Origin of the sequence: Streptomyces sp. NPDC051104 (genome assembly GCF_040682835.1) — a bacterium.
Taxonomy (GTDB): domain Bacteria; phylum Actinomycetota; class Actinomycetes; order Streptomycetales; family Streptomycetaceae; genus Streptomyces; species Streptomyces cynarae.
The window spans coordinates 45,654-58,921 of the sequence record NZ_JBFBBS010000008.1 but is presented as its reverse complement, the minus strand read 5'-3'; the positions used below and the strand labels follow the sequence as shown (position 1 = coordinate 58,921).

Here is a 13,268-nt window from a genome sequence, read left to right as displayed (position 1 = left end):
CGGCCGTGACGCCGTTCAGCAGCCGGTGCCGTCGATGGCGCGGACGTCGCCGCGGGTTCCGCCGCGGGGACGGCCTATTCGATGTGGCGACCGGTGAGATCGCCGAGGATCCCTTCGCCCGGGCCCATGCGGAGCGGGTGCGTCGCGCTGGGCAAGGTGCAGGCCAAGCGGCCAGGTGGCGGCATCGTGGCCAGAAAGCCACGCCACGCCTGGAGGGAGTCCGCAGGGCGCCGACGTGTGGGGGAGCGGATTTCCCGGCGGATCGGTGGCGTCTGAAGCCCCGCGTGGGGGCGACCCCGAAGCCAGGACAGCGGCCGCTGTGCCAGAGTGTTGACGCGCGGGCCATCCGACGGCGGTTGGCCGCGACCGCAGTGTCGGGCAGGGTGGCAAATGGAGACTGATGCCGAGCGCGGCATCGCGGTAGCGGCGGGGGCATGGCGTCAACAGCCCCGACGGCAGGGGGAGGTGTATCGCATCCGCCGGATGGTCTGCGACGGTGTGCGGGCTCTCCCCTGTCTCGGTCATGAGCGGGGTGTTCGGCTCGACCGCCGCCACGTAGGAGGCCGCGGCGTGGGCCACCAGGTGAGCGGCCGGTTGGCCCTTGGTGCGAAACGGCGGATCGGCAGGCCCTTGGGGCAGAGTGGGAGTCGGCTGGTGGGGCACGGTGTGCGGCAGGTGGTGCACGCACACATGGGCCGCGGCGTGCCCGGACTTACGGTCACCGGAGTCGTCCGGAAACAACGTCCCGCCGTCCTGGGGCGCGGTCGCTGGCGAGGGCATCGGCAGGTCGATCCGCCGGTCGTTGACCGGCTCGTGGTCCCACGGGGACCCGGACACAAACCACTGCTGCGCATGGCAGACAGGAAGGCCACCGAAAGCAGGCCGGGCAGCCCTCAAGAGGGCCTGGAGCAAACTACCGCAGGTCGACCGGACGCGGTGGGCGTGTGACCGGCCGGTCGGCGCCAGCGGTGCTGCCCCGGTCGCTGCGCGCGTGGCTCGGGCCGATCGCGGCCCCCGCCGCGCTGCTGGTCGGCGTGCTCGGGGTCCTGTACGCCGGCCGCAGCGAGCCCGGCAGGGTGGACAGGTGGATCATCCAGCCGACGGCGGACAGTGTGCGGCCGCCCTGGAGGCGCGTCGCTCTGGCTTTGGACTTCTTGGGAGAACCCGCCGGATCGGCGATGCTGGTCGTGGCCATCGTGGCGGGCTGCCTGCTGCTTCGGCGCCCTCGCGCGGCGGTGCTCGTCGTTGCCGGCGCCGCCATGACCGTAGGCACGGCGACACTGCTCAAGCACCTGGTGGGACGCACCATCCACGGCGACGGCAACCTGTCCTATCCGAGCGGGCACACCGCCTTCTTCACCGCACTCGCCCTCGTGGCGGCGCTGCTCGCGACCGGCCGGCTCGGCCTGGGCAGGACGGCCGGCACATCACTCGTGCTCGCCGCGGCGCTGGTTGGGGGCGCCGCCATGGGCTGGGCGCAGGTCGCCCTGGGCGCGCACTATCCGACCGACGTCCTCGGCGGCTGGTGCACCGCGTTGGCGGTGATACCGCCGACCGCGTGGCTGGTCGACCGGACGGCTGACCGGCTGGCCGACGCCGGTCGGCGGGAGCTTCGCTGACGTCACGTCACGCCAAGCGGCGGAACGCGGGCTTCACCGGTCGTCCGCCCAGCCAGGGGGTGGGGTCGGCGGCGTCCAGTGCCTTCCGGTACACCGCACATGCCTGGGCCACCACGTCGACGGTGTGATCGATGTCGGCGTCGCTGAGCGCGCTGCTCACCACGAACGACGGGGCCAGCACCCCGCCCGCGAGGAGCCGGCGCAGGAACAGGGTGCGGTACTGCTGCGACGGCTGCCGGTTCTCGTCGAGGGTGGCGAAGACCAGGTTGCTGGCCCGGCCCCGGAGGACGATGTGGTCGCCGACGCCCATGCCGCCCGCGGCGTCTCGCACACCGGCGGCCAACCGCTCGCCGAGGGCGTGCAGCCGCGCGGTGATGCCCTCCTCGACGTAGGTGGCCTGCACGGCCATCGCGGCTGCCAGGGAGTGCGTTTCCGCACCGTGCGTGGTGGACAGCAGGAACACCCGGTCGTGGGAGTGGCGCAGGCCGCCCCGCTCCATCAGATCGCGGCGCCCGGCCAGCGCGGAGACGGCGAACCCGTTGCCCAGCGCCTTGCCGAACGTGGAGAGGTCGGGGACGACGCCGTACAGGCCCTGAGCGCCCGCCTCGGACCAGCGGAAGCCGGTGATCATCTCATCGAAGATCAGGACGCAGCCGTGCCGGTCGGCCAGCTCGCGCAGGCCGGCGAGGTACCCGGGCGGCGGCTCGGCGTGGGAGGCGGGTTCGAGGATCAGGCAGGCGACCTCGCCCTCGTACCGGGTGAGCAACTCCTCCGTGGCGGGCAGGTCCCCGTACGGGAACGCCGCGGTCAGCTCTGTGGTCGCCGCCGGAATTCCGGCGGACATCGGCGTGGTGCCGATGAACCAGTCGTCGACGGAGAAGAACGGATGGTCGGCGCAGATGGCCACCCGCGGGCGCCCGGTGACGGCGCGGGCGAGACGCACCGCGGCGGTGGTCACGTCGGAGCCGTTCTTCGCGAACTTCACCATCTCGGCGGTCGGCACCGTGGCCAGGAAGCGTTCCGCGGCCTCGACCTCCACGATGGACGGCCGGACGAAGTTGCTGCCGCGGTCGAGTTCCCTCCGTACCGCCTCGAGCACGCGTGGGTGGGCGTGGCCGAGGCTGACCGACCGCAGGCCGGAGCCGTACTCGATGTAGCGGTTGCCGTCGATGTCCCACACGTGGGCACCGTGTCCGTGGCTGATGACCGGGGCCAGGTTCTCGGGGTACTGGTCGTCGCCCTTGGCGTACGTGTGCGCGCCCCCGGGGATCATGGCGTGCAGCCGCTCGTTCGCCGTCCGCGACCGGGGCAGGAGGAACGCCGCGGTCTCTTCGGTGTGTTCGGTGTGTTCGGTGTCCACGCCGACCTCACGTCTCCTTTCGCTTCAGGACCTCGGCGAGGCTTGGCGCCTCCCGGTCCCGCTGGGACATCGATGTGACCGGCAGTGGCCAGGGTATGGCGAGCTCCGGGTCGTCGAAGGCGATCGTCACGTCCTCGGCCGGATCGTGCGGGCGGTCGATCCGGTACGAGGTGTCAGCGGTTTCGGTCAGCGCCTGGAAGCCGTGCGCGCACCCCGCCGGGATGTACAGGGTCGCCTGCGTCTCGCCGGACAGCTCGAAGAAGGCCCGGCCCAGGTATGTCGGTGAGTCCGGCCGCAGGTCCACGACGACGTCGAAGATCCTCCCGTACGAGCACCGCACCAGCTTGGCCTCGCCGGCGCCGGAGCGCAGGTGCAGACCCCGCAGCACGCCCCGGACCGAGCGGGACACGCTGTCCTGGACGAAGGTGTGCGGGTCGAGGCCCACCGAGCGGACCACGTCGGCGTCGAAGGTGCGGCAGAAGAAGCCGCGCTCGTCGGCGTACGGCGTCGACTCGAACAGGTACGCCCCGGCGATGGCCGGGACTTCGGTCGCTTTCATGCAGTCTCCTGCCGGGCGTGGGCTCGGGCACGGTCGGTCGCCGGGAACAGGACCTCGGTCAAGGCGGTGAACTGGTGCTCAAGTTGCCGGACGGCGGCCAGGTTCCGCTCGGTGAGGGTCTGCCGCAGCTCGGCCGATCGCTTCTCCAGCGCCCGGAACTGCTCGAGCAGCCGGTCGGCGTCGACCTCGCGCGCCGGGTGGCAGTACGCGCCGAGGCCCATCCGGTCCATGAGCGCGTCGCTCTTCGCCGCATAGCTGAGTGCGAGCACCGGCGTGCCGGTCTTCAGCGCGCAGATCAGGTTGTGGTACCGGACCGCCACCACGGTGTCGGCGGCCACCATCTCCTTCATCAGGTCGGCCAGTGAGGACGGCTCGGCCGCGGTGACCAGCGGCGAGTCCACCGCGTCGAGGATCGCGGCGACCACCGACGCATCACACCCGTCGCCGGTGAGCAGCCGGACCGGCCTGCCCTCCTCGACCAGCGCGCGCACGAACCGGATCGTTCCGTCGAGGTAGCGCCGGTATATCTCCTCGGCCCGGGCACGGTCGTCGTTGCCGCCGTGGAAGTCCATGACACCGACGCAGACCGGGCCCGGCGAGCCCGAGGGCGCGCTCGCCTCCGGCGTCGGCAGGGAGAACGCGAGGTCCGGGTAGACCTCGTCGCGCGCGGTGTCCACGCCCATCGCCCGCATCGCGTCACGGGACTGGGCGTCCCGGTACGACCGGTACGCGGCCAGCCGCGCCGACCAGCGCACCAGGGCCCGGGTAGGCCGGTTGGCGATCGTCGCGGCGCCGACGCTGACCAGCGCGACCCGGGTGCGAAACAGCCGGCCGGACGCGGAGAGCAGGAAGAGCGAGTACGGGAAGCCCCACGGCCGCAGCGGCAGCGTGGCCTCCAGGACGCCCATGCCCGGCACGATCACCACGTCGTGCCGGCGCACCCAGGCGGCGGTACGGACGGCGTCGACGAGTTTGCCCAGCCCCTTCGCCGCGATCGCGCCCGCACGCGACGCGGTCCGGTACTCCCCGCGGTACCAGTGCAGCCGTGTCGCGGGGATCCCGAACCGGGCCGCGACGGCCTCGGGTCCGCCGCACAGCGCGTCCACGACCGCCTCCGGGTGCTCGGCGCGGAGGTACCCGAGCACGGCCTCGAGCGACCCGTCGTTGCCGAGGTTGCCGGAGCCGAGCAGGCCGAAGACCCCGACGCGCACCGGAGTTTCGCGCACAGGCTTCATGCCTGCCTCCCCTCACGGCCGGCGACGAGGGTGTCGACGGAGACAGTGAGCAGGGCCGGGTCGACCGGGGCGCGGTCCTCGACCCGTTCGCCGGCGCCCGGCCGGACCCGGCTGGTCATCCATGCGGCCAGGTGGCGGTAGCACGCGCGCCGGTCGGCCGCGGACAACGGGGCCCGCCGGATCGCCGAGGCGAAGCCCCAGACGTACTCGGCGAGCAGCCGGGGCGTCGGATGCAGCAGGCCCGCCCGGCGCGGGTCCAGGTTGACGCACCGGGAGCGCTTGCTCGGGTTCGCCCGCTCGGCGCGGGTCGGGTGGTCGCGGCGGAAGTACAGGAGTTCCGGCACCTGGTGGAAGCGCCCGTGCAGGGCGATCTCGGTGACGAACGTGCGGTCCGCGTGGTGGTAGCTGTCCATCGGTTTCACCCGGCGCAGCGCCTCGGCCCGGATCACCCCGTAGAAGTCGTCACCGCCGGGTTCGAACAGCATGCTGCGGAATCGCTCCGGCGGGTGCGGTGAGTCGGTGGCGAGCGTGTACTCGTACGGGACCTTCACCTGGCCGTCGCCGTCGATGACCGCTTGGTCGGCGTGCGCGAGGATCACGTCCGGCCGCTCGTCGAGCGCCTCAACGCAGCGCCGCAGCAGGTCCCGGGCGTACAGGTCGTCGTGAGAGGCCCACTTGAACAGCTCGCCGCGGCACTGGGTGAACACGTAGTTGTGGTTCGGCGTGGCGCCGACGTTCCGGGGCAGCCGGAGGTACCGGATGCGTGAGTCCTGCGCGGCGTACTTGCGGCAGATGTCCTCGGTCCCGTCGGTAGAGGCGTTGTCGCAGATGACCAGCTCGAAGTCCTCGTAGGTCTGGCCGAGCAGGGCGTCGAGCGACTCGGCCAGGTACTCCTCGCCGTTGTACACGGGCAGGCCGATGCTCAGCCTGGGTCGGTCGGTCATGGGGTCCTCACTTCGGGGATGGGGTTGTGGTGGCGCTCGCGCAGGGCGGACCGCAGTTGCAGCCACCACACGGCCGAGCCGCTGACGGTCGCGGTGGCGACGCCCCAGGCCGAGCCGACCGTGCCGGCGACGGCCGCCCCGCCGAGCCCGCCGCTGACATAGCAGGCGGAGGCGAACAGCTGGGAGCGCAGGCTGCGCCGGGCGGCGCCGAGCGCGCGCAGCCCGGCCGCCGCGCCGGTGCCGAGGCCGGCGCCCACGACGCCGAGGGTGACCGGCGCGATGAGCTCCGCGGCGGAGTGCCAGACGCCACCGAGCACGAGCTCGCCGAGCCGGTCCGGCATCAGCAGCAGCGCCCCGCCCCAGAGCAGTGCGCCGGCGGCCTGCCCGCCACCCAACAGGAGGCAGAACGTGCCGAGCCGGTGCGGGGCCCGCCGGAGCACCCGTGCCGCCTCCGGGACGGTGACCAGCGAAAGCCCCATCAGCACGGCGAGGAACGGGCCGAGCAGGAGCTCGGCGCCCCGCACCGCACCCACGGCGCCGACCCCGACGATCGTGCCGAGCCCGTACGCCCGCAGCTGGCTCGCACCGCTGAGGCTGACGTTCTCGACCAGGTACCGGTAGCCGAGGTCGCGCTGCTCGCGAAGCCACTCGCGTGCTCCGGTCAACTGGGGTCGGATCCCGGACTGGAAGCAGCCGTACACGGCGGCCACCGCGGCGGACGCGCCCCAGGCGAGCACGAAAGCGGCCACGCTGCCCGCGCGGGCCGCCACGACCATGGCCGGGACGAGCGCGATGCCCCACACGAGGTCGTTGACGAACGCCTTCCGCCCGGTGCCGGCGGCGAAGAACGAGAACCGCCAGGCGTCCTGCAGCAGCAGCCCCGGCAGCACGACACCGAGGCAGGCGAACGCGGGCCCCACGCGGCCGCCGAGACCGAGCCCGACCACCAGACACGCCGCGCCGATGGCTGCGCCCACGCCGAGCGCGGTACCCGACGACCGGGCCACCGCCCCGCGCCAGGACGCGTCCGACACGCCGCTGAAGCGCACCATGAGAGGGTCGGTGGCCAGCCCGCGGGAGACGTTGAGCACCACGCCGTAGGTCACCCAGGCGAGGCTGAACACGCCGAACGCGGTCACCCCCAGCGAGCGGGCCACGTAGATGCCCACCGCGAAGTTGCTCATGCTGGAGGCCGCCTGGTCGGCGAGCCCCCAGGACAGTCGGCCGGCGATGGCCCGCCGGGCGGATCCGGCCGGTGTCGTCGTCTTCTCCTGCCCGATGGTCATCGGCGTCATGCCTTTATCAGTCCGGCGCCGTGCAGGGCGTCGGCCGCGACGGCGACGGTGTCGAACGGCAGCCCGGACCGCTCGGCGACGTCCAGCAGACTGTGCTCGCCGTCGGAGAGATTGAGCATCCAGAGCATGGCCAGCTGGGCCTGCTTGGTGTCGCTGCGGCCGCCGAGCGCGTCGTACAACCCGCGTCGGCCCAGCTGTGGTTCGCCGTAGGGGCTGAGGTTGAGGTATCGCCGGTTGCGGTCGAGGACGGCGCATGCCTCGCGGCAGACGGCGAGCGTGTCCGCCATCGCCTCCGGGGAGACGAAGTCCAGGTTGTCCGCCGAGGTGTGGTACTCGGGATAGCCCGCGTACGGGGTCCTGGTGAGCGAGCCCACGCCGAGATCGAACCCGGGCGAGCAGAACTGCCGCTCGTCGTAGCCGTACGGAGTGAACTCGGCGACGCGGTGCGGGCGTTCGGAGGCGGCCAGTACGTGCCGCATCACCCGGTCGATCTCCGCGTCGCCGCGCCTGCTCTGCTTGTACGTCAATGAGCCCGGGTCGCCGGCGCAGGCCAGCACCAGCCCGTGCTTGACCCGCTCCACCCGCTGCGCGTTGCGGGCCAGCCAGGTGATCGCCCCGATGGTGCCGGGCGCGAACAGGAACCGGTAGGTGTAGTACGGCGTCCGCTTCGCCATCGCCCGGGCCAGGAACGCCGCCACCGCGATGCCGGCCAGGTTGTCGTTGGCCAGCGACGGGTGGCAGACGTGGCAGGAGACGATCACCTCGTCGGCGACCTGACCGGGAATCACATGCTCGGCGTAGGTGAGGTGGCCGTCCGCGAGTGTGGAGTCGATGCGCACCTCGTACTCGCCGTCCGGCAGTGCGTCCAAGGTCTCCTGGGCCAGGCAGAACCCCCATTCCGGCTTGTAGTAGCTGGTGCGGTACGGCACCCAGGACGGGTGGTCCGGCAGGGTGTGCAGGTGCGTGCGCAGCTCGGCCAGCGGCATGGTTGCCGACACCGGGACGCTGTAGCCGAGTACGTGCAGGCTGGACGCGGCGAAGTCGACGACCCGGTGGCCGGTGGAGTCGGCGATGTACGCGTCGCGGATGTTCCACTCCTGCGGCACCGTCCAGTCGAGCACCTGCGTCCCGGTCGGCACCTCGTGCACCTGCAGCGGAACGTACTCGCCGACGATGTCCAGGGTGGCGCGCACACCGTCGCCGGTGATGCTCCGGCACAGCGGGTACAGCCGCTCCACCAGTGCGTACATCTCGTCGCCGGCCGCCGTCATCGGCTGTTCGCCGGCCGTGGTCATCGGCGCCACCGCAGGGTGTCGTCGACGGTGCCGGCGTCGGACGCCGCGCGCAGCACGGCAAGCCGGGTGAAGCGTCGTTCGAAGTCCTCCCGAGTCAGCCCGTGTTCGCGGTAGGCGTCGGCGAGTTCGAGCGCGCCCTGCTTCACGGTCCACTCGCAGTCGAAGCCGGGCACCGCGGCCCGGAACCGGGAGAAGTTCACCCGGTACGACCGAGGATCGGCACCGGTCTCCCCGGTGATCACCACCTTCGCGCCGGACACCGCCTCGGCGACCTGCCCGGCGATCTCGGCGACCGTGACGTTGTTGGTCTCGCTGCCGATGTTGAACGCCCGGTCGTGCACCGCTTCGCGCGGCGCGGTCAGCGCGGCCGTGAAGGCCCGCGCGATGTCGGCGGCGTGCACCAGCGGGCGCCAGGGTGTGCCGTCGGAGAGCACCAGGACCTCGCCGGACAGGAGTGCGTGGCCCACCAGGTTGTTCAGCACGATGTCGGCGCGCAGCCGGGGTGAGTGGCCGAAGGCGGTGGCGTTGCGCATGAACACCGGGGTGAAGTCGCCGTCGGCCAGCGCGTGCAGGTCGTCCTCCACCCGCACCTTGGACTCCGCGTACGGCGTCACCGGGCGCAGCGGGGCGTCCTCGCCCACCAGGTCGTCGCCGCCGGCGGCGCCGTAGACCGAGCAGGTCGACGCATACAGGAAGCGCCGCACTCCGGCCTCGCGGGCCAGCCGGGCCAGCCGTACGGACGCGTGGTGGTTGATGTCGTAGGTGAGCTCCGGCGCCAGCGATCCCAGCGGGTCGTTGGACAGGGCGGCCAGGTGGATCACGGCGTCCACCCCGGCCACGTGTTCGGCCGTGACGTCGCGCAGGTCCACCCGATGCCCCGGCGGGTCCGCGGGTGTCGGGCCGAGGACACAGTCGGCGAACAGGCCGGAGTCGAGGCCGACGACCTCGTGCCCGGCGGCGGCAAGGACCGGGGCCATCACGGTGCCCAGGTAGCCCTGGTGTCCGGTCAGTAGTACGCGCATGGTTCAACCCCCCAGGTTGAGCGTGAGTTTGGTGGCGGCGAACGCCTCGGCGTATCGCTCATGGCATTCGATGCCGCGGATCCGCGCAAGGCCGAGGAAGGCCTCCCGGTCGTACCAGGGCCGGTGCCGCTGCGAGGGGTAGTGCTCCTGCAGCAGCCGCACCTTCTGTTCGGCGATCTCCGGGGAGAGTGGCTGGTACGCCGCCGGGCGGCCGAGATCGCCGTCCCACTTGACGATCTCGTAGCCGAGCACGAGGTGGTCGCGGAAGGCGGTGGGTATCAGCTTCGCGAGGCCGCGGTGGTCCTGGTGCGCGTCATCGGTGCGCGGGGCCAGCACGAGATCCGGCTCCGTCTGTTCGCGCAGCTCCTCGACCGCGGCCTTGGCCTCCTCCCAGTGCGCGGGCAGCCGGCCGTCCGGCAGCTTGTGCACGGTCAGCCGCAGGTCGGCGTCCGGGCAGAAGGCGGCGAGCGCGGCCTGCTCCTCCTGCTCCCGCTCGTTGCCGCCGCCGGAGAGCACCAGTGCGTCGACACGGATGCCCGGCCGCGCGAGGCACAGCGTCAGCAGCGTGCCGCCGGCGCCGATGGCGATGTCGTCGCAGTGCGCGCCCACCGCGACGATCCGGTCCAGGCGCCCGGATCCGAGCCGGATCACGCGGTCACCCCGGCGCCCGCTCCCGCGCCGTCGCGTTCCCACACGGCCCACGGGCGCTCGCCCCTGGCGTAGGCGGCGTCGAGCGCGGCCCGCTCCTTCACGGTGTCGGTCGGCTTCCAGAAGCCGCGGTGCTGGTGCGCCACCAGCCGGCCGCGCTTGGCCAGTTGGGCGCAACCGTCGGCGACCAGGTCCCCGTTCTCCGGGATGTGGTCGAAGACCTCCTGGCGGAGCACGAAGTAGCCGCCGTTCTCCCACAGCGGCAGTTCACTCACCGCGGTGATGCCGCCCACCAGGCCGTCCTCGCCCAACTCCACGCAGTGGAACGACGACTGCGGCGGCACCACCATCATCGACGCACCCGCGTCGCGCCGGGCGAACCGGTCGATCATCTCCGGCAGCGGGGCGTCGGTGAGGACGTCCGCGTAGTTGGCGAGGAACATCTCGTCGCCGTCCAAGTGGTGCCGCACGCGGCGCAGCCGCTCCCCGATCGGTGACTCGATGCCGGTCTGCGCGAACGTGATCGTCCAGTCCGAGATGTCGGTGGACAGCAACTCGGTCCGCCCGCCTCGCAGCACGAAGTCGTTGGACGCCGTCTCCTCGTAGTTGAGGAAGAAGTCCTTGATGTGGTGTGCCCCGTACCCGAGACACAGGATGAACTCCGTGTGCCCGAAGTGCGCGTAGTAGCGCATGACGTGCCAGATCAGCGGTCGCGGGCCGACCATCGCCATCGGCTTGGGCACGTCGTCGGAGGCCCCGTTGCGCATCCGCATCCCGTAACCGCCGCAGAACAGAACGACCTTCATGCCGTGACCTTCCAAGACGCGACCTCGACAATGCTCAGTTCCGGGATGGGAAAGACCAGCCGGCCGCCCCAGTCGTGCACGAAGGACAGCTGCTCGACCAGCTCGGTCCGCAGGTTCCACGGGAGGACGAGCACGTAGTCCGGCTTGTCGGCGGCTATCTGCTCGGGCGGCAGGATCGGGATGCGGGCTCCGGGGGTGAACCTGCCGTGCTTGTAGGGGTTGCGGTCGACCGTGTACGGGAGCAGGTCGGGCCGGATACCGCAGTGGTTGAGCAGGGTGTTGCCCTTGCCCGGGGCGCCGTAGCCGACGACCGTCTCGCCGCGCTCGGCCGCCTCGATGAGGAACTTGAGGAGGTCCCGGCGCACCTTGGCCACCCGGGCGGAGAACTCGGTGTACCCGGACAACTCCTGCAGCCCGGCGGCCTTCTCCCGGGCCAGCACGTCGGCCACCTGCTGCGTCGGCTCGCCGGCCGCCTCGGCCGGCCGGGCCCACAGCCGGATGGAGCCGCCGTGCGTGGGCAGCAGCTCGACGTCCACGAGCGTGAGTCCGCCGCTCGCAAGGGCCCGGATCGCGGACGCGACCGTGTAGTACTGGAAGTGCTCGTGGTAGATCGTGTCGTACTGGTTCTCCTCGATCAGGGTCAGCAGGTGCTGCACCTCGATGGAGACCCAGCCGTCGTCGGCGACCAGGGCGCGCAGCCCCTGGGTGAACCCGACCACGTCGGGGATGTGCGCGTACACGTTGTTGGCCACGACCAGGTCCGCCGGGCCGTGCTCGGCGCGGACGGCGGCACCGGTGTCCGGGCTCAGGAACTCCGTGAGCGTGGGCACGCCCGCGTCCCGCGCCGCGGCACCGACGTTCACCGACGGCTCGATGCCGAGGCAGCGGATCCCCCGGTCCACCACGTGCCTCAGCAGGTACCCGTCGTTGCTCGCGACCTCGACCACGAAGGCGTCGGGGCCGAGCCCCACCCGCTGGACGGCGTCGGCGACGAACGTGCGCGCGTGCTCCACCCAGGAGGTCGAGAAGGAAGAGAAGTACGCGTACTGCGTGAACGTCTCCTCCGGCGTGATCAGCGGCGGAATCTGCGCCAGCCAGCAGTCGGTGCAGACCCGCAGGTGCAGCGGGTACGCCGGCTCCGGCTGGTCGAGTTGGTCCGCGGCGAGAAAGCTCTCACATGGTGGCGTCGCCCCGAGGTCGACGACGCTCGCCATCGCTTCCGAGCCGCAGAGTCGGCATCGTGTCATCTGCTGTCCCATCCCCCCTGCTCGCGCGGGTGTCGCCGCCGCGAGCCAGTGCTGACCGACCCGCGATCGCGGTGCGGTACTCCTCCACCAGGCGCTCCAGGCCGACGGCCGGACTGAAACCCTGCTCGTAACGGCGCCGGGCCGCCTGGCCCATCTCCCGGTTGCGGTCCGGGTCGGCCGCGATCCGTCGTATGCGGGACGCGAGCGAGGCAGGCTCGCCCGGCCGGTGCAGCAGCCCGGTGACCCCGTCCTCGACGAGTTCGACGAAGGCGCCGTGACCGGCGGCGACGGTCGGGACCCCGGCCGCCATCGCCTCCACGACCACCAGGCCGAACGCCTCCAGCCACGTCGAGGGAGCCACCACGGCGACCGACCGCGCGATGGCCTGACGGCACTGCGCCGGGTCGTACAGGCCGACGTAGCGCACGTCGTCCCGGCCCGCCGCCCAGGCGGTCACCTCGCGCTCCAGCGGCCCCGCGCCGGCGATCACGAGCGGTACGCCCACACCGCCGCTCGCCGCGATCTCGTCCCACGCGGCCATGAGCAGCCGTACGCCCTTGGCCTCCGCGAGCCGGCCGAGATAGAGCAGATGCTCGCCGGCGCCTGTTCGGCACGTGCCCGGGTCGGGCACGAAGTTGTGCTTCACCGCCAGCCGCTCGGCCGGCATTCCGGCCCGTACCAGGACGTCGCGCTGCGCCGCGGAGATGCAGAAGAACCGCTCCACGCCGGACCACCACCGCCGCCGGTTGACCGACAGGCTGACCGCGAGCGGCACCGTCGCAAGGCGGGAGTTGCGGTAGCAGCCGTGCCGGACGGCGGGCAGCGGCGTCGACCCGACGCACTCGGTGCACGGCCGGCCGTCCCGCTGCAGCGTGCCGGGCGGGCAGACCTGGGTGTAGTTGTGCAGGGTGGCGACGGCGGGCACACGGGCGTCGGCGCAGGCGGCGAGGACCGCGGGCGACAGGAGCGGGAAGACGTTGTGGACGTGCACGATGTCCGGCCGCTCGGTGCGCAGCCGGGCGGCGAGTTCCGTGCGGACCGCCGGGTTCCACGGCACAAGGAGCGGCACCGCGACTTTGCCGAGCAGGGAGCGGGCGGCGATGTCGTCGCTGCGCCGCTCGAACACCTCGACCCGATGGCCGGCCGCGCGCAGCAGCTCCACCTCCTGGTCGACGACCTTGTTCTCCCCGCTCGGCTGCGCCGAGGCGTAGCGGTTGTGCACCACGAGGACGTGCATG

12 protein-coding genes are annotated in these 13,268 nt (G+C 72.1%); 1 reads left to right on the top strand and 11 read right to left on the bottom strand.

Going from position 1 to position 13,268, the window contains the following annotated elements:
- Positions 1-944 precede the first annotated feature (944 nt).
- Positions 945-1,619, top strand: coding sequence for a phosphatase PAP2 family protein (locus tag AB0N14_RS14485; protein ID WP_366025984.1), 675 nt, complete (start codon positions 945-947; stop codon positions 1,617-1,619).
- A gap of 7 nt (positions 1,620-1,626) precedes the next feature.
- Here the strand turns inward: AB0N14_RS14485 and AB0N14_RS14480 are convergent, their stop codons facing one another.
- From AB0N14_RS14480 to AB0N14_RS14430, 11 genes are read right to left on the bottom strand one after another with little or no spacing between them, the layout of a single operon-like run.
- Positions 1,627-2,979 (bottom strand): glutamate-1-semialdehyde 2,1-aminomutase, encoded by a 1,353-nt coding sequence (locus AB0N14_RS14480; protein ID WP_366025983.1) that lies wholly within the window; start codon positions 2,977-2,979, stop codon positions 1,627-1,629.
- A gap of 7 nt (positions 2,980-2,986) precedes the next feature.
- Positions 2,987-3,538, bottom strand: coding sequence for a dTDP-4-dehydrorhamnose 3,5-epimerase family protein (locus AB0N14_RS14475; protein WP_366025982.1), 552 nt, complete (start codon positions 3,536-3,538; stop codon positions 2,987-2,989).
- Entirely contained in the window at positions 3,535-4,773 is a 1,239-nt protein-coding gene (locus AB0N14_RS14470; protein ID WP_366025981.1) for a polysaccharide pyruvyl transferase family protein, read from the bottom strand. The genes AB0N14_RS14475 and AB0N14_RS14470 overlap by 4 nt, the downstream gene beginning before the upstream one ends.
- A complete protein-coding gene (locus AB0N14_RS14465) occupies positions 4,770-5,717 on the bottom strand; it encodes a glycosyltransferase family 2 protein (protein ID WP_366025980.1) in 948 nt (315 codons plus the stop codon). The genes AB0N14_RS14470 and AB0N14_RS14465 overlap by 4 nt, the downstream gene beginning before the upstream one ends.
- A complete protein-coding gene (locus AB0N14_RS14460; RefSeq protein WP_366025979.1) occupies positions 5,714-7,003 on the bottom strand; it encodes a hypothetical protein in 1,290 nt (429 codons plus the stop codon). The genes AB0N14_RS14465 and AB0N14_RS14460 overlap by 4 nt, the downstream gene beginning before the upstream one ends.
- Before the next feature lie 5 nt (positions 7,004-7,008).
- Positions 7,009-8,283, bottom strand: coding sequence for a DUF4910 domain-containing protein (locus tag AB0N14_RS14455; protein ID WP_366026169.1), 1,275 nt, complete (start codon positions 8,281-8,283; stop codon positions 7,009-7,011).
- Between the two features lie 20 nt (positions 8,284-8,303).
- Positions 8,304-9,329, bottom strand: a complete 1,026-nt coding sequence (locus tag AB0N14_RS14450) for an SDR family oxidoreductase (RefSeq protein ID WP_366025978.1) — start codon at positions 9,327-9,329, stop codon at positions 8,304-8,306.
- A gap of 3 nt (positions 9,330-9,332) precedes the next feature.
- On the bottom strand, positions 9,333-9,980 hold the full coding sequence (locus tag AB0N14_RS14445; RefSeq protein WP_366025977.1) for a PIG-L deacetylase family protein: 648 nt from the start codon (positions 9,978-9,980) through the stop codon (positions 9,333-9,335).
- Positions 9,977-10,783: a glucose-1-phosphate cytidylyltransferase gene (locus AB0N14_RS14440; RefSeq protein ID WP_366025976.1), complete on the bottom strand. Its 807-nt coding sequence runs from the start codon at positions 10,781-10,783 to the stop codon at positions 9,977-9,979. Before AB0N14_RS14440 ends, AB0N14_RS14445 begins: the two co-directional genes overlap by 4 nt.
- Entirely contained in the window at positions 10,780-12,030 is a 1,251-nt protein-coding gene (locus AB0N14_RS14435; RefSeq protein WP_366025975.1) for a class I SAM-dependent methyltransferase, read from the bottom strand. The genes AB0N14_RS14440 and AB0N14_RS14435 overlap by 4 nt, the downstream gene beginning before the upstream one ends.
- Complete coding sequence (locus tag AB0N14_RS14430) at positions 11,957-13,267, bottom strand: glycosyltransferase (protein WP_366025974.1); 1,311 nt, start codon at positions 13,265-13,267, stop codon at positions 11,957-11,959. Before AB0N14_RS14430 ends, AB0N14_RS14435 begins: the two co-directional genes overlap by 74 nt.
- Position 13,268: the final 1 nt, after the last annotated feature.